This window comes from Paenibacillus sp. J22P51 (assembly GCF_059692215.1).
This window is the reverse complement of the sequence record NZ_JCAUAZ010000001.1, coordinates 220,722-242,562: the sequence shown is the minus strand read 5'-3', so window position 1 is coordinate 242,562 and position 21,841 is coordinate 220,722. Positions and strand designations below refer to the sequence as shown.

The window sequence follows — 21,841 nt, the reverse complement described above, 5'->3', positions numbered from 1 at the left end:
AATGATTGGAATTCAGTCGGTATCAAATCGCATCAAAGATTTTCGAATTCGTACGAAGCTATTTCTTTCCAATATGATTCTCATTTTATTTATCTCCACAACCATCGGCGGGGCTGCGATCTATGCTTCAACCCAGTTCATTGAGGCCAATACCAAGGATCTCTCCATGCAAGTGATTGACCAGGTCTCGGATAATATTGAAAGTAAAGCGAAGGAAGCCTTCACGTCCTCCGTGTATGTCCTCAGTGATACGAGCATTCGGCAAATTGTGGCTGAACAAGGGGAACAAGTAACGAGTGATAGTTATCCTGCTTTCCGAAGTCGCATGGCATTTCTGCTAGCACAATATGGAAACAGCAATCCATATTTGAATGCCATTATGATTCAAACGAGCAAAGGCCAATTGTATTGGTGGGAGAATAAAAAAGGATTGGATCATACACTAAATCACGAAGCTGTTTCTTCCATGACGGTAAGTGGGAAGGACTATCTGCAAACGCATCATCTTACGATGGGATGGTCACCTTCTTTTCGAAATCAAAAAGAAGTGTTTCTCGTTCGAGATTTCATTGATGTGAACCAAATCGATCGCAGCTTAGGTACGATAATATTCAGTATTGATGCTAGCTATTTTCTGTCTCTTGGCAGTGGGAGTTCCATCATTAAGCAGAATAATGTCGCGATTCTTAACCCATTAAATGAATTGCTAGTAGGCGGGGGCACCCCTGAAACAGACAAGCTCATCCGGAAAAGCATTAACAATGAACTGTCTGTACAGGATGAGGCCATGGCCACCGTGGAATTTGCAGGCGCAGATAGCCATTTATTCGTACAAGAACGAACACCAACCTTGGGATGGCGAGTACTTTGTTTTATTCCGATGTCTGTTTTGTTGTCAGGTACACAAGTATTAGTTTTCGTTATTATCCTTGTTTCATTATTAGCTGTATTGATCTCAACGGGCATTGCTGCCATCCTGTCCAATTCATCTACGCGGAATATCAAAATTCTGGAGCAGACCATGCGACGTGTAGAAGATGGCAATTTTGACGTGAGAATAACCCCATTAGGGAAAGATGAAATCGGCAGTTTATCGACCCGGTTTAATTTCATGCTTGCTCGGATCAATGAGCTCATTAATACCGTGTACAAGGAGCAAATCGCCAAGCAGCAAGCGGAATTCACCGTGTTAAGAAGCCAGATTAATCCTCATTTTCTCTATAACACACTTGGCACAGTGAAATGGTATGCTCGGATGAACAAACAACCGGAGATTGAAAGAATGGTAAGCTCGGTCATTGACTTATTGAAATCCTCCGTGCGGCGCGTTAGTGAATATCATAGCTTAGCCCAAGAAATCACGCAGTTGAAGAACTATGTGTTTATCCAGAAAATAGGCTATGGAGATGCTTTTCAAATCACGTATGACGTGGATGAGCAGTGGATGACGAGTGAGGTGCCCTATTTTATCCTGCAGCCTATGGTTGAGAATGCGATTCTTCACGGGATCGAAATGTCCAAAGGGCTTGGCTGCATTCAGGTAAGCGCGCACGTTGATGAGCAAATTTTAACACTGATCGTCGAAGATAATGGCAAAGGTATGGATACAACAGCAGCCTCGAATCTTGTGAAAATTGCCTCACAGAAAGAATCAGTCCCTGGTGTGACAGGGATTGGGATCCACAATGTACATGAACGCATTCAGCTTTATTATGGGCAGCAATATGGGCTGAGCTACGAGAGTGCGATAGGTGTGGGCACCAAAGCAATTGTGCGTATTCCCTATAAAATAAATCGACAAAGGGGGGCTGAACATGCTGAAAGCCATGATCGTTGAGGATAATGCGATCTACCGATACGCGATTAAATCGATTATTCGATGGGAAGATTACGGCTTCCAAATTGTGAGCGAAGCATTGAACGGTGTGCATGCCCTCGATTTATTACAGCAGCAGCATGTTGATTTGATTCTGACAGATATTTCGATGCCTGAGATGAATGGGATTGAGTTGATCCAGAAGGTGAAGCTTAACGATGATTCGATCAAGATCGTAGCGCTTAGCTCCTTCGATGATTTCCGCTTCGTTAAGGAAGCTTTAAAGCTAGGTGCTGAGGATTACTTGCTTAAGCATGACTTGGAGCCTGAATCCTTGCAGCAATTGCTTCATCAAATGAATAAGAAAATTGAAGCGGATCAACATCTGAAGAGACAAGCGATTATTCGAGACGCGAATCTACAGGAAATGTGGCATTTACTAGGACGTAAACTCCTATTCGGGGAATTGAAGTCAGTGGATGAGATGGAGGAGCAGGTAAAGGCGATTCGATTTCCGATTTCCCATGGGCCAACAGCCGTACTCCTCATCGAAGGTGAGTGCAACTTGAGTGGCGATTCCACCTTATTCTCACAACTAGGTGCTAACCCCGTATTCGTTCCCATTTCAGATCATAGATCCGTGGTCATGACGTATATGCCACATGAAAAAAGTGAACGAGCATGTAATGAAGAATTGCTGCGACAAGCAGCTTTGCTCATGATGAAAAGGAATGATAATACGGCCATGACCGTTGGCCTCAGTTCAATCGGGTATGGATTAAAGGATTGGCCGATGTTGTATAAGCAAGCAGAAGCTGCCCTTGAACGATCGATTTATGAAGGGACAGGTCAAGTCTATGCGTACTCCTGTAGGAAACCCACAGAAATAGTGGGTACAACGATTTCGATGAAAGCCTTATCGACTGCGATTCAAAGCGGACAATTCTCAGAAGTAGATAAGCAAATGGAGATCTTCTTTGACCTTCTGTTGGAAAGACAGCCCCCTTTAGCGGAATTAAAAGCCTATTTCCATGAGTTGACCATCCTAGCGAAAGCAACGGCAATCGGAAGAGGTACATTTTCGCCTAGTGCGGAGGTAACTTTTCGACAATTGAATCGTGTACTTGAAACCTTCCCATCCTTTCACCAATTGAAACAACTATTCCGGGATTGGACGAAAGAAATGATGTGTGAATCGAAGGGGCATGGAACATTTCGGAAGGAAATTCAAACAGCCATTGCCTATATTGAAGAGCATTATGCAGAGGATATAACTGTAGCCATGCTGGCAGAAAACCTTCATCTTAGCTCTAACTATCTTTCCAATTTGTTTAAAAGTGAGACAGGGCTAAGATTCGTAGAATATTTGAATCGCTGTAGAATTCGCAAGGCGAAATTGTTGCTCCAGGATGCTTCGGTAAAGGTTTATGAAGTAGCTGAAAAAACGGGCTTTCAAGAAACCTCCTATTTCTGTAAAGTGTTTAAAGAGCTTGAAGGAAAAACAGTCAAAGAGTTTCGATGTGAGTCTTAAATATATAGTAAATATCTCGTTAATTCTGTGATTTCTATAAGAAATCAGTAAAATATAGAAGGCATGGGGCTGTGAATTCAGTTATAATTCACAGCTTTTTGCTATGCATGGAAGTCAGAAACATCGGAGTTTTCTTATATATTTAGAAGTTTTCTTCAATGAAAGCGCTTTATATATCTTCTATACTGACCTTAGGGACAACAATCACACATATCTGGCGAATGAAACGGGTTTCATAATGCCTGTTAGAGAGATGAACTGAGGGGGTTAACCATTGCAGCGATCCATTAGCCAAGATCAGATCATTCAATTATCGCCCGAAGCGATGCGAATAGATGGCAAATCAGCAATCATTCTCTGTGCTTCTTTATTTTACTTTCGACTCCCTCGCGCAGTATGGAAAGAGCGATTACGTAAAGTAAAGGCCTTTGGTTATAACGCAATTGATGTGTATTTTCCTTGGAATCATCATGAGATCGAAGAAGGGGATTGGGATTTCAGCGGAGAGAAAGATGTCGCTTATTTTCTTCAGGAGGCTTCGGAAGCTGGCTTATGGGTCATTGCAAGACCAGGACCCTATATTTGCTCAGAGTGGGATGGGGGCGCACTGCCTGCTTATTTATTCGTCAAAGAAAATCTGCGACTGAGGGATAATGATCCCCTGTTCTTGCAGCATGTGGCTAGATGGTATGCACAGATTCTGCCCATTCTTCAGAAATATGAACATGGGCAGGGCGGATCTATTATCGCTGTGCAATTGGAGAATGAGCTTGATTTCTACCCTTGCTCGGATCCCAAAGGATACATATCAGCATTGAGAGAGATGGCCATTCAGCATGCAATCCAAGTACCCTTGATCGCGTGTGCGGGTCAAGGCGGTTTGTTTCAGGCAACCGGGAATGCTGATGGAGTTGTGCCAACCTGTAATTTTTATCCGAATGACCGTGATCCGGTCTTTGAAGAGAAAGTTCTCTGTTATAGAGAAGAATTATTTCGTAGGGGCTATCCCTTACTGGTAACCGAGACGAATCGTTCTCACTTTCTTCTCCGAAGACTGTTATCAGCAGGAGCGAAGCTGCTTGGTCCTTATTTGCAAGCTTCAGGAACGAATTTCGGCTTTACGAATGCTGCAAATAATTGGGGAAGCCCTTTATCGTTTCTCACATCAGATTACGATTTCCACGGCATGATTACGCCTGAAGGGCACATCCGTGAAGAAGCGTACGAAGGCAGATTGCTGCATCAAGTGATTCAAACCTATGGGTCATCTTTGGCAGAAGCATCGCCAACTGAAGGAGTAACGAGTCGACTAACTTTAAAACAAGGTGGAGAGCTCTTATTTCTATTGAATGTCTCGGCAGTAGATAGGGATATTCACTTCACCTTCGAAGAGAAATCGGTTCCTCACTATACCTCACTTGCAGCCGTTTCAGGTCAATGCCCTATTTTGCCAATGAACATACCCTTACGAACATGGGGGATAGCAGGTGGCGGCCAACTCGATTATGCAACAGCAGAGCTCATGCATGTGAAGCAGCTTGCGAATGCGCAGCGCACTCTCCTCGTTTTTCATACGGAGGGAGTAGGGGAAATGCGTTTCTCCTTCGAGTCGGAGATTGACATACAGAACGCAACGATGAAGGTTCATGACCCTCTTCGTGAGCATCAAATTACCTTATCCTTTCAAGCTGCGGAAAACGATGCTAGAGCCTATATTCAGCTAGCCGATGGGCAAATGCTCGAAATCGTCGGTATTAGTCGCGCTCGTGCATTGCTGTTGGAAGGTGTCGATGAAGAAGGCAAGCTGCAAATTGGAACGCCAGTGGTGCGAAACACAGAATGCCAAGTCATGGCCTCGACATGGATGCAAAGCAGCGTTGACCCGCTCATTGCTCTTGCAAGCGATGACAAATCCACCAAAGATCGCGCCGATTATTTAGAAAAGCAAGGGATCTATCGCGGGTTTGCTTGGTATCAAGCGCAATTGCCGCTGCAGCAAGATTATCAAGGCTTTATTGTACAGCGTGCTAGTGATGTGATCTCTCTCTATTCGGGAGAAGCCTATATAGGTACAGTAACGCCTGGCGGAACAAGCTGCATGCTGCCTATCCCTCAGGATATTCACGTTAGTACTGAACTCACGGCTCGCGCGGAAATTTGGGGTCATACGAATTTCCACGATACGACGCTTCCTGGACTACATTTGAACAGTCTGAAGGGACTTACCGGCATAGTTGGCGTCACTTCTGAGAGGGATTTAATCCAGAACTGGCGTTGCAAGCTCATGAAATCCACGGATGACAAGGACGATTACGCTGCCACAGATTTGGATGATGGGCAGTGGCCCATTGTGAGCATTGGAGGCTGGTTGTCTGCGGAGCAGCCTGCGCACCATTGCTATCGCAAGCAGGTGAGGCTGACGGATAAAGCCGATTCGTTCATCCTGCATACGCCGGGTAATTTCACGCAAGCTTATGCTTATGTCAATGGACATTCACTTGGTCAAGTGAATCCACATGATCCTTTTCTCGATCTGACGCCTTATGTAAAGGCAGGCGAAAACGCGGTAATCACGCTATTTTTGGATAAAACGTATGTCTCTTTGAACGGTCAAATCACGCTGTACGAAGGAACGTCCGCGAAGAAGTGGACTGTTGCGGGTTGCCAGGAACAAGGCTTATTGCAACATGCGCAGATGTCGCGCGCAGACGCGCAACCTGTCAGAGATGCGATAAAGATGAAGCCTGGGGCAGTCTCATGGCTCTACAGCAAGCTTCAAGATTGTAATGAGGAATTAGGCTGGCGTGTTTATGCCAAAGGCCGTGATATGAAGCTGACGGTGTTCTTCAATGGTCATTTGGTGGGGAGATTATGGACCCAAGGCGGTGCAAATAGGCCGGTTTTCCGCGGTGGCAGCGATGAATCATTTTATTTACCCGGGGCTTGGTTTCATGAGCAGGAAGCAGGGAATGACCTTGTTATTATGCTGGAAGCGGTAGCTTTGGATGCGGATGCGGTATTGGAGCCGTTGCGTTTCCTACCCGTATCCGCGAATTAATTGGAGGAGGCGTGCGCATGAAAACCGCCAACACAACACAAGCGGTAAATGATGTACCATTGGTTCTCACAAAGCGTGCGACACCGTTGCGTAGATTTTGGACACACCGCACTTTATTGCTCATGTGTGTGCCCGCCATCCTATTTTTCTTAGTGATGTCGTATTTGCCAATGCCTGGCCTATATCTTGCCTTCATCAACTATAACTACTCGGCGGGGATCTTCGGCAGTCAGTTCGTTGGGTTTGACAATTTCAAATTTCTGGTAACCTCAGGCGCGCTCTGGAAGCTAACATCAAATACTATTGCGTATAATCTGGCTTTCATCCTATTTGGGAATATCCTGCAGATCGGCATTGCGATATTACTTAATGAGCTTCGTAAAAAGTGGTTCAAGAAAGTCACACAATCCATGATGTTCCTGCCTTTTTTCATCTCATTCGTGCTTGTCGGCCTCATTGCCTATAACATTCTCAGCTACGATTATGGTATGTTGAACGGCATTCTCAAATCAATCGGCTGGGATCCCGTGAAGACATACTCTAACCCGACGATTTGGCCTTTGATCATTGTCATCACGTATTTGTGGCACTCCACCGGCTATGGCTCGATTGTCTATTTCGCCGCCATTATGGGGCTAGACTCCGAAATCGTGGAAGCCGCAGAAATTGATGGCGCCAACGCTATGCAGCGGATTCGCTTCATTATAATGCCTTGGCTGAAGCCGACGTTCATCATCTTATTGCTGTTCTCCTTAGGCGGCATCCTTCGCGGGAATTTCGGATTGTTCTACAACTTAGTTGGCGCCAATAACACAGCACTCTTCGAATCGACAGATATTATTGAAACGTTCGTGTTCCGATCCTTAATGAACAACTTCAATTTCTCATTAGGAAGCGCAGTCAGTTTATATCAGTCCGTATTTGGCTTCTTCATCGTCATCACAGCGAATTGGCTTGTTAAGAAAGCTTCGCCCGAAAACACATTGTTCTAATAGAAATAGCATTCATCTAACTTGTTCGTTTAGGAGGGACACCCAGTGGAGCGAGTCATCGCACGTCAGAGGGGAAGAGATTTCTCATCCGTTGCCATACGACTATTCGGCTACATCTTTATAGGGTTTTTCGCGCTATGCTGCCTAGTGCCGTTTCTACTCGTCCTTGGAACCTCATTCACTTCGGAGAAATCGATTACCTTGCATGGTTATAATTTATGGCCAAGAGAATTCAGTACGTTTGCTTATAAAATCGTGTTCGAGAATCCTGGCATGATTATTGGCTCCTATGGGGTGACGATGGGGATCACGATCGTTGGCACAATCATCGGACTATTCATTGTCGCCATGACGGGATATTCCTTGCAGCGCCCAGACTTTCCTTATCGGAATCGGATCTCCTTTTTCATCTACTTTACTACTTTGTTCCAAGGCGGGGTCGTCCCCTACTACTTAATCATGACCCAATGGCTGCACCTCAAGGATAATTATTTAGCGGTTCTGCTGCCAGGACTCATGAGCCCATTTCTCATTATTATGATGAAAAGCTTCGTCACATCGATCCCTCATGCGATAACAGAGTCCGCCAAAATGGACGGAGCAGGTGATTTCAGAATTTTTACAAGGCTTATCTTGCCTATGACGACACCAGCTTTGGCCACAATCGGCTTATTCATTGCGCTCGGGTATTGGAATGAATGGTACAATGCCATGCTCTTCCTTTCACCAGATTTGAAATATAGGCCCTTGCAATTATTTCTCTATAATGTGGTTACCAGTGCGGACTTTATCAAAAATTCGTCGGTTTCCTCCAACGTTCAACCCCGAGATATGCCGATGGAGTCTATGAAAATGGCGACAGCCGTTGTAGCAACCGGCCCCGTCATTCTGTTCTTCCCGATGATTCAGAAATATTTTATCCAAGGTATTACCGTTGGTGCTGTTAAAGGCTGACGTCAAGCCATAGACCAAATTATTGATGGGGAGGCAATTCCATGTTAAAGACAAAGAAGAAAGTGCTTAGTGTCGCACTCGCAGCAACGCTCGCAGTAAGTTTGACAGCCTGTACGAGTTCAAGCAGTACGGATCCCAATTCGACAGCGGCTGCAACGGCAGCAGGTGGCAAAATCGATACTTCTGAGTTCCAAACGATTTCATATGTCATGTTGGGCGACAAGCCGAAAAATGGCCAGTTTGAGAAAGTGATGGAAAAGCTGAACGCCCTTCTGAAACAAAAGGCCAATGCCAAGCTGGAAATAAAATGGGTGGAATGGGCCGATTGGCAAACAAAATACAATTTATTACTCGCATCCGGGGAGCCTGTTGATTTAATTACAGTGGCAACAGACTGGTTGGATACGTGGCAAAATGCGCAAAAGGGCGCTTTCCAACCCTTAGATAAGCTTCTGCCAACCTATGCACCGATCACGTGGAAGGAAGTACCGGCAGAGAACTGGGCAGAGACGAAATACAAGAATCAGATCATGCTAATTCCAGAAGATCACTATACACAATGGGTGAATCACGGCTTCCAATATCGTGGTGATTGGGCGAAGGAATTCGGGATAACGTCGCCAATCACGGACTGGAAGACTTTAGAGAAATACTTGCAAGGTGTCAAGGATAAGAAGCCAGGTGTAGTTCCTTGGGATACGAATGGTACGTCATCAGACCATGTCGGCGGATATATCAATTCCTACACGGACGCGATTGAGCTCCCAATAAATACAGGTATGTTCGCATTAATCTACGGCAAATCCTATGCGGATAAGTATAAAGCGTATAGCCCTTTCCTCGATGATACGTTCGTGAATTTTGCCAAAATGATGAAAGACTGGGGTGATAAGGGCTTCTGGCGCGAGGATGTCATGAACTACAAAGGCGACAACCGTTCGTTGCTCGAAGCGGGGAAAACGTCCGTGGATCAGCATCATACGCAAACCTATCTCGGCGAGCGCATCAAAATGGATAAGCTGCAGCCAGGCTCAGATCTGCAATTCTTCCCATTCTCGGCGACCAAAAATAACCTCGTCTCGATGTCGATTACCCATGGTGGAACATCGCTTGGTGCGAAAAGTAAGCATCCAGAGCGCGCGTTAATGGTCTATGATCTTATTCGTCAAGACCCTGAAATCTATCGTCTGATGAATTATGGTCTTGAAGGCGTGCAGTATGTCGTGAAAGATGGAAAACGCTTCCGTCCTGACGGGTATGATGTTCAAAGAGATGAATTCTACTCTAACTTCTGGGGTGGTCGCATCGATAAGAACGAAATCCCTAATGGAGAAGATTGGGCTGGGAAAGGCGCTTTGTTTGCTTCTTATGATAAGATCAAGAAGGCATATCCTTACGGCCGATTTGTTTTCGACAAATCCAACGTCACGAATGAGTTAACGGCAATTACACAAGTAGTCGGACAAAAGGGACCTGCGATCGTTCACGGAAAAGCGGGTGACCCTGTGAAAGCGGTAGAAGATTTCAGAGCGAGTTTGAAAGCTGCCGGTTTTGACAAGGTAATGGCGGAAGTACAAAAGCAATTGGACGAATTCAAAAAAATGGTAGAAAGCACGAAATAAGTGATGTATCCTATCGAAGGTCTGTTTCAGAACAGGCCTTCGATCTTTCGCTTTTCATTTTGACGTAACGGAGAGTGAGCTCCTGGAAACCATTACAGTCTACGATATTGCTAGGGAAGCGAACGTTTCCGTCGCGACGGTTTCCCGCGTTCTCAATGATACTGCACCCGTTCGGGCCTCGACCAGGCAGAAGATTATGGCCATCATCGAAAAACATAAGTTTCAGCCCAACGCTTTAGCACGCAGCCTTGTGAATAAGAAGACCGGAATGATAGGCGTGTTGTTTCCAGATAGCAGCAACATGTTTTTCCCAGAGGTGTTCGGAGGGGCGGAGAGAGCTGCGCAAAAGTTGGGATACACCCTTTTTCTATGCAATACCTTCAGCGATTGCGGCAGAGAATCCGAATATTTAAATTTACTCTGTGAAAGGCAGGTGGATGGTCTTATTATCATGGGCGGCCGTATTAATGCACGTCATTGCCCGGAGGCCCTAGTGCAGGAAGTGGTGGATATTCAGAAGAAAATTCCCGTCGTGTTCATTAATGGCACCCTGCCAGGGCATCCGTGTCATCGTGTGAAAACGGACGAATTCATGGGCACACAGCTGATTGTTCAGCATTTGATTGATCGTGGACATCGTCGGATTGGTTTCTTAGGAGGAAACGGGCAAACGACAACTACGATGGAGAAGCTGCAAGCTTGCCGGCGTACACTTGAGGCGAATCATCTCCCTTTTCGCAAGGAGTGGGTACGCTTAGGGGATTTCTCTATGTCCTGCGGGGTTAGACTCATGAATGCCATTCTTGAGCTGCCGAAACGTCCCACGGCTATTTGTTGCATAAACGATTATGTGGCCATTGGTGCAATGAAAGTGGCTATTTCCCGGGGAATGAGGATCCCGGAGGATATTGCGATTGCAGGATTTGATGATACCCAATTAGCATCGGCGATGAATCCAGAGCTAACGACAGTCTCGCAGCATAGTGAACAACTGGGTAAGCAGGCGATCTCGATTTTATCCAAATTGATTCAGAAAGAAAAGGTGAAGAAGCTGACGGTTCTGACGCCTGAGCTACTGATTAGGCAGAGTACATAATGAGAAGGAAGGATCGCGGGTTGAACTAATAAGACTTCTGTTGTATAGTTATAAGAATTAATTGAATAAGTATGACCTGGAGGAGCCTGTCATTGACGGGCTCTTTCTGTCGTTTTCTAAGAAGAGCCTGTGAATAGGCAGTTACTTTTGTCATATGCTACCAAAATAATGGGGGTAAAAGGGGGCACACATGGAATTTCTTCTATATTTAGTACTAATCATATTATCAACGAAAGTCGCGGGTGATTTGTCTGTTCGAATCGGGCAGCCTGCTGTGCTGGGAAAGCTAATTGCGGGTATTATTTTGGGACCTGCTCTCTTAGGGTGGATACATCCTAATGCATTTATTACGTACTTTTCAGAAATTGGCGTACTGTTACTTATGTTTATTGCAGGATTAGAAACGGATTTAGATAAATTACTTGGAAATTGGAAGTCAGCCTTTGCGGTAGCCGTTGGCGGCATTATTCTACCTTTTATTGGCGGATACACCATTTCGGTTGCACTTGGGCTTTCGAATACGCAGTCGTTATTCATAGGGTTACTGCTCTGTGCGACTTCGGTCAGTATTTCTGTCCAAACGTTAAAAGAAATGAACCAACTAGACTCCAAGGAGGGTACGACCATTCTGGGAGCCGCTGTGGTCGATGATGTCATTGTAGTTATTCTACTCGCTGTCATGATGAGCTTTCTTGGCACAGTGGGTGATACCTCAATCGGATTGCTAATCATGAAAAAGGTGTTATTCCTAGTTGCGATCATTCTTGCTGGATGGTTTGTTGTTCCAATTGCGATGAAAATCTTAGCACCACTGCATATAAGCCAAGCTGTCATGAGCGCTGCACTTATTATCTGTTTCTCATTTGCCTATTTTGCTGAAATGATGGGTGTTGCTGGAATCATTGGTGCCTTCGCAGGCGGGATTGCCGTATCACAAACCAAGTATAAGCATGTTGTTGAAACGAAGGTTGAACCCATCGCCTACACCCTGTTTGTTCCAGTTTTTTTTGTGAGTATTGGATTAAACATTACGTTCGCTGGTCTTGGTCATAACATTGGGTTCATTTTACTAGTTTCGCTAATTGCAGTTGTGACAAAAATGCTTGGGGGAGGGATCGGAGCTCGCATAACTGGGTTTAATCACCGATCTTCGCTAGCAATCGGCTCTGGTATGGTCTCGAGAGGTGAGGTGGCCTTAATTATTGCCGCGGCGGGATTAGAATCTGGGCTATTATTAGAGGAATATTTTACATCGATTGTTATGGTGGTCATTCTCACTACCTTGATCACGCCGCCTATGTTGAAGCTATTTTTCCCGAAATCAAATTGACGTATCGAACATTGTAAAAAAGGTCAGTCGAAGTAAATTCGGCTGACCTTTTTTATTATTTATTCTTGTTGCTGCAGCTTTTTTCTATATTTCATTGGCGTGGTACCTACTAGCTTCTTAAAAGCCTGACAGAAATACGGGAAATTGTTCATCCCCACCTCTATGCTGATCTGCTCAATCCCTTTGTTGCTAAGCGTTAATAAATGACAGGCTTGTCTGATTCGCCTCGCAAGAATATATTCGATCAATGTCGAACCAGTCTCTTGTTTAAAGACACGAGACACATAATATTTCGATATATGCAGTTGGTCCGCTAAGGAATCAAGTGAAATTTCCTCGGAATAATGTGCCTCCAGCCAATTCATGATCTTTTCTGAATAACGAAGCTGTCTCTGCGGAATTAAGCCATTCTCAACGGGATCTCCAAATCCATTTGCATAGAGAAATTGGAACATCTGGAGGAGAAATAAAGCGAAATTCTGCTGTTTTTCATGGTCCTGGTAGTTTGTAAACATCGTATGATGATGCTGAAATAAGGGATGGATAAAGCTCATCTGATCAATATGTTGGAGAACCTGCTCCTCAACTTCGTTTTTCCACAAATGCTGAAAATAAGTATGCAAGTGTGGGAATGATGCGAAATAGTGTTCAAATATAGAGGGCTCTAGAGAGATAATCGATCGCTCAAAAGGTGCATTTGGTTTAACGTCAACTTGTATATGATGCAGTTGATATGGCTGCAGGTAGAGAAATGTGCCTGACTGAATGGGGTACACTTTACGATTAACCACTATCTGTCCAGTACCTTGATGAACATATAGAAATTCCATACCCTGATGACAATGGTAGTATCCTTTATAATTATCTGTCGTTATCTTGCGATAGCTGAACCGATAGGGGATTTCATGTAAATCCACGTCTTCATAGAATTTCATAGTGTCCATGCCTCCTGCTGATCCGATAAGATCAGTGTAACATGGCTGAATAAAACATGACAAGAAAACAACAATTTCAAACAAGGGATTGTAATTTCGAATTTATAGAAGGCAATATAATGGAATAATAAAGTTTATTTTAGATACTTTAATTGCTTTTAGTGTCTTTTGGATGTGGAGTTATGCAATTTTCTTGACATATCTTTAATTTGACTCCCTATTCATGACTAACCGTGTTTCGTAAGATTAAAGCAAACGAAGCTTTTGGAGGAAAAGGATATGCGTTATAAGGTAGATAAAGGTGTCATTCATTCCGCCGAAGGATTGCCGCACGCTCCACGATGGTTTTCCGATGGCAGGTTGGCCGTCCAATATGATGAAGAAGGCATTTCGCAAATAGACTTTTTTAATCCAGAAGCGACGAACAATGCCCGGACGGTTTACATAAGGAAGGTTTTTGACGGGATTCGTTTTTTAGTGAATACAGGTTCGTCTATATTGAAACCGAAGTATCAGAATGTTTCTCTGTATCCATTCGGCTATAAGGCAGAATGGCAGGAATCGAGTGTTCACATTGAGCATGCGCTTTATACGGTCGATGAAGCCATTATCATGAAATTTAAAGTGCGTGCCAGTCAAGAACCAACCGTTCGGATCCGACTGACCACTTATGAAGTGAATGGCTTGATGGGCTGCGATCCTGTCGATTGGCGGTATTTGAATCGGAAGTATGATCGAACTTGGAGCCCGTGGACATTACAACCGGATGTAAACATGCTTCAAGGGAAGTTAGTAGATCGTCCAACGAATACAAATGCGGGACATCACTACACGAATAACGAGTCCCTTGTTGAGGAGCCATCTGATCAAGAGATACCCCTATATTTTCACATCGGATCGAATGTGAGCATCCATCAACCAAGGAAGCACATCTTGGAAACGATTGATTTGAAAGAAGGAGACGAAGTTGTTTTCGTAATGACCTTCAACCCAGACATGGTAAAAGGTCAGGAGGAATGTCGACGGTTATGCAACCAAGCCAAAGATTCAATTGCACAGCAGCTTGTGCGTTATTACGATGTAGCTTCCCGTATGCCGGTACTCAAAAGTCCATACCCGCAGCTCAATGATTTCTTTGCGCTTGCGCCCATGTACCATGAATCGCTCAAGGCTCCTGCTCATCCTGGAGCGATAAGAGCGAAGAGCACGTACTATTGGGTCTGGGGTTGGGACGGCATGACGTCCAACCAGGCGACCAATTACTGGGGGGATTCAGCCTTTTTGAAGGATATGCTTGCTTTCTATGAGGATACTGCACATCCGGAGAAGGGGATTGGCCTGTTTTTTAATTATGATATGACGTTAGCAAGCATTAGCTCTCCCCCATCTCAAGGCATGTACATTTGCTTATTGCAGTATTATTTTACGGATTCGGGTGATGAGGCGACGGTAAGGAAGCATTATGCATTTGCTAAAAAAGTATTCAGTTTGATCGCAAATCTGGAATCAGGTGAAACGGGATTTGGCAAGGGAACCTCCATGTTTCCTGATTATCCGAATTATATGAAGCAGACGGGTAACGACCTGAGCAGCTTCAACAACACCATATTTTATTGTGCGGTGCGATCGATGGAATACCTTGCTGATCTCGTGGGTGATACGGAAACGCGTGAGTATGCCGAGTCCATGTTCAGGAAGATGGAACAGCATTTTCTTCCCTTATTCTATGATGATGAGAAAGGGTTCGTTGTCTCATCGGTTGATGCAACCACGCATGAGAAGCGCAATTGCTTTAATTCGAATTCGATTAAATGGGAGAATGGGTACTGCCGCGATTTGATCGATCCGATGCTGGATGCCAACCTGCCATTTTTCGAGAACAATATTGTCAGCAAGGCTGGATTGAGAGAAATTCCAGTGTGGGACGATGCCTATGATCGCGACGGCAATCAATTACACTGCTGGTGGCCGGTTACCGGCGAATATTATATGCAGCTGATCAGTCATCATAACCGTAAAGATCTGATGGAGCAATGGATCGGATGGGTGAGTTATTGGACGGGTAAGCTGTTATGCCCAGAAGGAATCTCTTGTTATATTGACACGGATGAGCCGGAACTGGATCGCTGGAATTGTCTCTCAGGCACTTGGCAGGGCTATTCCATGAGAGGTTGGTACCAAGCCGCCATTCATGGAATCGTAGGCATTGAATCTGAAGCTGGTGGACTTATCTTGAAGCCTCGATCCGGCGAGGAATTAGTCCTGCAAGGATTGCATTATCGTGGACAACTATATGACGTTCAGCTGCTTGGTGAAGGATCCTATATTGATACAGTTGAAGTGCATGGCGCGGTCTACCTAGGAACATGCAAGCTTCCAACGGAGGTATTTCAGGAAAGTGGTGCTATTCGTGTTCATCGTACTTCTTCTAGAAGAAGCCCTCTTCAATTAGAATCAGCCAATGGGCTAGAATTGTCCGAGTATGCCTATCTTGCTGACCAAATCAGCGCCAAAGTCAAAGGATACGGGACGTGCCGTATTCGAATCTTCGCGGAAGTTGCGCCTGTCTGCACGATCGATGGACAACCTGTTCATGTTAAATATGAGTCAGGCCGAAAAGCCGCGCTTGTCGAGGTAAAGCTGCCGGATCATGGCTATCATGAATTGAAGATATGGCTTGAGCAGTAAAACAAGGCTAAGGAGAGTAATAAATGGCTAAGAAACCAAGTCTGCTACGATATGATTTATTTGGGGGAAACGTTGAGACGGAGCTTACTCGAATGTCTTTCGATGTTTCCATAGACGGTTGTGCAAAATAACAACATTTCGCTGTCATCCAGCAAAACTAAAAGCTGACCCTGTGATTTATAATAGTGGTATATCTAAGATAGAAAATAAGGATGTGAATATAGTGGAGTATACCACTTTTGGCAAATCAGGAATTCGTGTTTCAAAGCTAGGTCTTGGGGGCGCTCCGCTTGGCGGGGATTACGGTCCGGTCACAGATGAGCAAGTTACAGAGGTGATCGATCGAGCCTTGGAACTCGGGATCAACTTTATCGATACAGCACCGTTATATGGAAGAGGAGAAAGTGAACGGCGAATTGGGTTGGCACTTAAAGGGAAAAGGGATAAAGTATTCCTTGCTACCAAAGCTGTTATGCGCGGTGTGCCCTATACGTACGAAAATACAATCCTTTCCGTAGAGGATAGTCTTAAGCGGCTAGGTACGGATTATGTGGATCTCATTCAAATGCACGAGCTTACCGAGTCGAACTCGGAAATTGGAATGAACGAAACGATCCCCGCTTTTCTCAAACTGAAGGAGCAGGGAAAGGTTCGCGCCATTGGGGTCAATGCCTTCGATCCTACTTTGTTGCTGCCCTTTATCCGGTCAGGACATATCGATTCGATACAGACTTTCTGTCGTTATATGCTTATCGATTATACGGCCATGGATGAGTTGCTGCCAACGGCCAAAGAGAATGGCGTATCTGTCATTAATGGAAGCGTTCTTGGAATGGGACTTCTTGCTGAGGCTCCAGCGCCATTTATGAAGCAGGATTCGCCGATGTTTACAGAAGCGCAGCGACGAATCCAAGAGATAGCTTTCCTTCGTAAGTCGGAGCCAAAAGGGTTGATTGAGCCTGCCATGCGGTTTAGCCTAGCTAGCCCAGACATTACAGTGACCTTAACCGGAACGACTTCGTTACGCTCGCTAGGCCTTAATGCCAGCTATTGCGATGGCGTAGGCTTACCGCAAGATGAATTGAATCGGTTGCTTTCTCTATTTCCAGGTCAGCCATTAATGTAGAGGGGGATGTTGAACAATGTCTAAAGTAGAAGCAAGTGTTGGAGCGGATGCTGCGAATGCACCGTGGGTAGAGGAGCTTTGGCAACAAATTATCGGCAAAGTGGGACGAATGAACGAGACCATTGGCGCTGATTTCCCATATATCTCATATAACGGAAAATATAATAGTGAAGAAGCCGATTGGTGGACGAATGGGTTCTGGCCAGGTCTGCTGTGGTTAGTTTATCGCGAATCCAAGGCAGACCAGCTCAAAGATACAGCAAATCAGATCGAAGCCTTGATGGATCCAGTGCTTACCGATTTTTATCCGCTGCATCATGACGTAGGATTTATGTGGAGCTTATCTTCCGTAGCTCAATACAAGCTGCTTGGATGTGAAATTTCGAAGCGACGTGCCATGACGGCCGCGAGTCATCTAGTTGGGCGTTTCAATGTGAAGGGACAGTTCATTCGTGCTTGGAATCAACCGGAGCGGGTTGGTTGGGCTATTATTGACTGCATGATGAATCTGCCGCTGCTCTATTGGGCAAGTGAGGAGTCGGGCGACCCGCGCTTCAAACACGTAGCGGCGCTTCATGCGGACACGACTTTGCGTGAATTTCTTCGTCCGGATGGATCTTCACACCATATTGTGTGCTTCGATCCTGAGACGGGTGAGAGACAAGAAGCGCTAGGTGGACAAGGCTATTCACCGGATTCAGCATGGGCGCGCGGTACCGCGTGGGCGTTATACGGGATGGCCCTTAGTGCTCGCTATACAAGAGATCAACGCTATATCGATGCAGCCAAACGCGCCGCGCATTTCTTCCTGGCAAGTGTTCCAGAAGATGGTTTACCGCCATGGGATTTCCGAGCTCCTTGGGAAGAAGATATGGCTATGGACTCAAGCGCAACAGCCTGTGCAGCAAGCGGGATGCTGGAATTGAGCTTGTTAGTCCCTGAGAATGAGTCTGAGCTCTATCGCAGTGCGGCGGAGAAACTGATTTTCAAATTAAATGAAAAATATACGACTTGGAATGACCCGAACGAGGCAGCGATTCTTCGGATGGGTACGGCCAATCGACCTAAGAAAACGCATGTGAACGTACCAATGATCTATGGGGACTATTTCTTCGTAGAAGCCGTTTGTAAGCTGCGCGGCGTGCAAGATACATTCTGGTAGGGGGAAGCAACAAATGACACGAACAGACAAATCCAATCCTATAGAGGGTGCCATCTACGCACAGGACTCGTGGACAGCGCCAGCTTGGGCGCTTACGGAGCGGAAGTTAATTGATACACTGAACGAGGCCGCGGTGGAATATGTACGTCGCTATACGCGTGAGGACGGAACGATCGTTTGGCGTGAGGACTGGCCAGGGATGGACGGATCGGATGATCCCTACGAAGCGTTCATGAATTTATCCTTGCTTTACGCACTCGGGGGCAATGAAGAGATTCTGCGCCTGTCCCGGCTTATGTTTGATGCGATTACTTGGCAATGGACCGAATATGGCCAAATTCATAATGAATTTGATGGGTACTATGACTGGATGCATCACGGCGAGGGTTCCTTATATTTCTATTTCCTAGGCTTGTCCGATCCTCATTTGCTGAAAAATCGTCAGCGTGCAGTAAAGTTTGCCGAGCTTTATACAGGTAGAAATCCGGAAGTGCCTAACTATGATGCAGAACGCAAGCTCATGCGCTCACCAATTACAGGCAGCAAGGGACCGCGCTTCCAGATGACGGAAGAGGACTGGGTAACGCATCGAGGTGTGCTGGATGATTATTTGGCACCGTTCGAGGACATTCCTGGTGTAGACTTCGCAAGCGGGAAGTGCAAGTGGTCGGATGATAACATTTACCGTGATATTATTAGCAGAATGAACGAGCGGAAAGCCAAGGGAGATGTCCCGCTGAATTTGAACGCTACTGGCTTGATCACGAATGCGTTTATGTACACGGGCGATGAATCGTACCGGCAGTGGGTGTTAGACTACTTGTCTGCTTGGGAAGAGCGTACACTTCGTAACGGCGGTTTAATTCCAGACAACGTCGGATTAAACGATATCATTGGGGAGTACAACGAAGGCAAATGGTGGGGTGGTTATTACGGCTACCGTTGGCCGCACGGTTTCATGTCCATCATCGAACCACTAACCAATGCAGGTATGAATGCTGTGCTCCTGTCTGGTGATCGGAGTAAGTTAGATTTGGCACGTTCGCAATTGGACCGAAATTGGGAGCTAGGTAAAGAAATTAATGGAAAATGGCATGTTCCGAATAAGCATTTTGATGCTGGCTGGACAGACTATCGTATCCAGGTTCCAACCTACCCAATTTACTTATGGACGATATCGATGGCAGAGGAAGATGCAGCACGCGTTGACCGAATTCCATATGAAGACCATTTCCGATTGATCGACATGCCTACCATTTCTGGCAGAAACGCGGTAACCCGCAAGGAAACAAAGCATTATATTGCGAATACAGTACCTTGGTACTTATATATGAGAGGGCAATTCCCAGACTACCCAGAGCGTATTTTACAGCAAAATCTGGAGCTAATCGCGATTCAATTGGAGAAGCTTCGCTCTCCTGAAGGGGATCCGACCAGCTGGGATTGGGATCATCCTTACAGTATTCATGAGTGGCAGGAATTTTCTCCTGTTTACTTCGAAGGCTTACTGCAAATGATGCTAGGCGCACCTATGCACATTTCGCACGGTGGCTTACAGCATGCGAGAGTTCGTTATTTCGATGCTGACCGCAAACGATGCGGCCTTCCAGAGGACATCGGTGCTTTGGTTGAAGCGCTAGGAGACGAGTTTGTCACCTTAACGCTTGTGAACCTTTCGGCGTTCCAAGAACGTTCATTGATCGTGCAAGCCGGAAGCTTCGGTGAGCATCAGTTTACCTATGTGGAGAGCTTTAATCAAAGCGGACAGCAAATTGGTGAGGGAGAGCTCGATGGGAAATGGTTACCCGTTACTCTTGCTCCTGGGGCAGGAATTCAACTCAAGCTGCACATGAAACGCTACGTGAATCAACCGACTTATGAGACGCCGTGGAGTGCTGAAGTGGAAAGTGCGTCTGCGAAACTTATCCGAGGCCGTAACCTAGACTAGCGAGTATGAATGAGGAGAATGTAAGTTATGACATCTAATCGTCAATTATCGACTAGAGAGGATAACCATGCCTATCTCGATAGCCATGTCCACTTCTGGAAGCTGGAGCGTGGCGATTATCATTGGCTTAAGCCCAGTAATCCGGTTCTATATCAGAATTATTTGCCATCGGATCTGTTAGGTCTTGAGGCTGCTGATGCGGCACGTGGATTTATCGCGGTGCAGGCGGCACCGACAGTAGCGGAGACGGAATATCTGCTTGAGCTCGCAGGTAGTGATATGCGAATCCTTGGTGTCGTAGGTTGGTTGGATCCATTAGCAGATTCATTCACGGACGACTATCGACGTTTACGTAACAACCCGCGATTCGTTGGGATCAGGTTGGATCGTTCCGTCTTCGTGCCGAACACAGAGCAAGTATCCGAACGTTTGATAGCGCATCTGCGTCTATTGGAAGAAGATGGTTTTCCCATCGACCTGCTGATCGGACCGGAAAATGTGCCAACTGTCACTGAATGCTTAAAGTCCGTACCTAACTTAAAGGCTGTTATTAACCATTTAGGTGGACCACCTATTCGCACTGGTGAAATAGAGATTTGGTCTGCAAACATAGACGAGCTCTCCACATTCCCGAATGTGTACTGCAAATGGTCAGGGATGATTACACCGGCTGAGGGTATGAATCCTCAAAGGTTAGCACCCTATATTCGTCACACTGCGGAACGATTTGGCCCCAAACGCCTTATGTTCGGAAGTGACTGGCCGGTTGCTTTAATGGCGGGTACGTATCACGATGTTGTTCAATTATTCGAGCAGCTGCTGCCTGAACAGTGGAACGATGAGGAGCGTGCAAGCATACGCATGCACAATGCGAAAGCATTCTATTTTGGGATTGAGGATAGCGAAGCATGATACAAAGACTCCTCTACTACTCGCAACTTCGCAATGGGATGGGAAGCAAATTCCAGCAAATCGTCAAAGAAGATGCTAACTTATTGCGAGAGGAATGGGCAGCGTTAGGGCTATCGAATGTCTCCGTATTCTCTTGCGATCTGTACGTTTGTGTATACGCCGAGGTATCCGGTGGTTCGAGTATTCCAGCTTGGGATTGGCCAGTGCCATTCGACCGATACCTAGAGAAGTGGCCAACTGAACCTGATCATCATTCGAATGAGAAGCTGCACAGGCTTGCAATCCCCATGATGGATGTATTTCATGACGGGGTGCCGGAAGACCCGGATTCCTGGCGCGGCAGTCTTCCTGTCGAGGAACGAATAGGTTCAATCGCTAGATTGAAACCAGAAATGGTATCAAGCTATATCTTTTATCATTATCAAAAGCAGGAAGAGTCCCCGGACAGTTTTAATTCAACGTATATGATCGGCTCTTTTGGCCGCTTATTATTTTCCTATCATGAGTCACCTTCTAGGGTTAGCTCTATCAAACGTCAAGGTTTACTGACAACAGAGAATTCTCCGAACAACTGGCACGAGGTCATGTACCCTCATTTCGAGCCGTGGGATGAAGCTACTGAAGGGAAGCAACTGTGGCGTAAAATGGAGCGGTTAATGTAACAACAGCCG

At 45.7% G+C, this 21,841-nt stretch carries 15 protein-coding genes; 14 read left to right on the top strand and 1 reads right to left on the bottom strand.

The features are described from left to right. Position 1: 1 nt before the first annotated feature. The 8 genes from AC58QC_RS00730 (at position 2) to AC58QC_RS00695 (ending at position 12,399) form a co-directional block, all read left to right on the top strand. Entirely contained in the window at positions 2-1,837 is a 1,836-nt protein-coding gene (locus AC58QC_RS00730) for a sensor histidine kinase (RefSeq protein WP_497413296.1), read from the top strand. Beyond that, complete coding sequence (locus AC58QC_RS00725; RefSeq protein ID WP_497413295.1) at positions 1,815-3,347, top strand: response regulator; 1,533 nt, start codon at positions 1,815-1,817, stop codon at positions 3,345-3,347. The genes AC58QC_RS00730 and AC58QC_RS00725 overlap by 23 nt, the downstream gene beginning before the upstream one ends. Positions 3,348-3,621: 274 nt before the next feature. Beyond that, on the top strand, positions 3,622-6,405 hold the full coding sequence (locus AC58QC_RS00720) for a beta-galactosidase (RefSeq protein ID WP_497413294.1): 2,784 nt from the start codon (positions 3,622-3,624) through the stop codon (positions 6,403-6,405). Positions 6,406-6,422: 17 nt separating this feature from the next. Further along, complete coding sequence (locus AC58QC_RS00715) at positions 6,423-7,397, top strand: ABC transporter permease (RefSeq protein WP_497413293.1); 975 nt, start codon at positions 6,423-6,425, stop codon at positions 7,395-7,397. A gap of 57 nt (positions 7,398-7,454) precedes the next feature. Beyond that, complete coding sequence (locus tag AC58QC_RS00710; protein WP_497414046.1) at positions 7,455-8,351, top strand: carbohydrate ABC transporter permease; 897 nt, start codon at positions 7,455-7,457, stop codon at positions 8,349-8,351. A gap of 41 nt (positions 8,352-8,392) precedes the next feature. Continuing rightward, a complete protein-coding gene (locus AC58QC_RS00705) occupies positions 8,393-9,973 on the top strand; it encodes an ABC transporter substrate-binding protein (protein ID WP_497413292.1) in 1,581 nt (526 codons plus the stop codon). 82 nt (positions 9,974-10,055) lie between these two features. Beyond that, complete coding sequence (locus AC58QC_RS00700; protein WP_497414045.1) at positions 10,056-11,069, top strand: LacI family DNA-binding transcriptional regulator; 1,014 nt, start codon at positions 10,056-10,058, stop codon at positions 11,067-11,069. A 190-nt stretch (positions 11,070-11,259) separates the two neighbouring features. After that, positions 11,260-12,399, top strand: a complete 1,140-nt coding sequence (locus AC58QC_RS00695) for a cation:proton antiporter (protein ID WP_497413291.1) — start codon at positions 11,260-11,262, stop codon at positions 12,397-12,399. A 59-nt stretch (positions 12,400-12,458) separates the two neighbouring features. Here the strand turns inward: AC58QC_RS00695 and AC58QC_RS00690 are convergent, their stop codons facing one another. After that, a complete protein-coding gene (locus tag AC58QC_RS00690) occupies positions 12,459-13,334 on the bottom strand; it encodes a helix-turn-helix domain-containing protein (protein WP_497413290.1) in 876 nt (291 codons plus the stop codon). A 279-nt stretch (positions 13,335-13,613) separates the two neighbouring features. Between AC58QC_RS00690 and AC58QC_RS00685 the strand changes: the two genes are divergently transcribed. The 6 genes from AC58QC_RS00685 to AC58QC_RS00660 all read left to right on the top strand — a co-directional run bounded on the left by AC58QC_RS00685 (position 13,614) and on the right by AC58QC_RS00660 (position 21,832). Next, positions 13,614-16,022 carry a hypothetical protein gene (locus AC58QC_RS00685; RefSeq protein WP_497413289.1) on the top strand — a complete coding sequence of 803 codons (2,409 nt, stop codon included), beginning with the start codon at positions 13,614-13,616 and terminating at the stop codon, positions 16,020-16,022. 223 nt (positions 16,023-16,245) lie between these two features. Then, entirely contained in the window at positions 16,246-17,148 is a 903-nt protein-coding gene (locus AC58QC_RS00680) for an aldo/keto reductase (protein ID WP_497413288.1), read from the top strand. 16 nt (positions 17,149-17,164) lie between these two features. After that, a complete protein-coding gene (locus AC58QC_RS00675) occupies positions 17,165-18,310 on the top strand; it encodes a glycoside hydrolase family 88 protein (protein WP_497413287.1) in 1,146 nt (381 codons plus the stop codon). Between the two features lie 13 nt (positions 18,311-18,323). Beyond that, positions 18,324-20,258 carry a DUF8034 domain-containing protein gene (locus tag AC58QC_RS00670; RefSeq protein ID WP_497413286.1) on the top strand — a complete coding sequence of 645 codons (1,935 nt, stop codon included), beginning with the start codon at positions 18,324-18,326 and terminating at the stop codon, positions 20,256-20,258. 27 nt (positions 20,259-20,285) lie between these two features. Continuing rightward, entirely contained in the window at positions 20,286-21,170 is an 885-nt protein-coding gene (locus AC58QC_RS00665; RefSeq protein WP_497413285.1) for an amidohydrolase family protein, read from the top strand. Further along, positions 21,167-21,832 (top strand): hypothetical protein, encoded by a 666-nt coding sequence (locus AC58QC_RS00660; protein WP_497413284.1) that lies wholly within the window; start codon positions 21,167-21,169, stop codon positions 21,830-21,832. Before AC58QC_RS00665 ends, AC58QC_RS00660 begins: the two co-directional genes overlap by 4 nt. Positions 21,833-21,841: the final 9 nt, after the last annotated feature.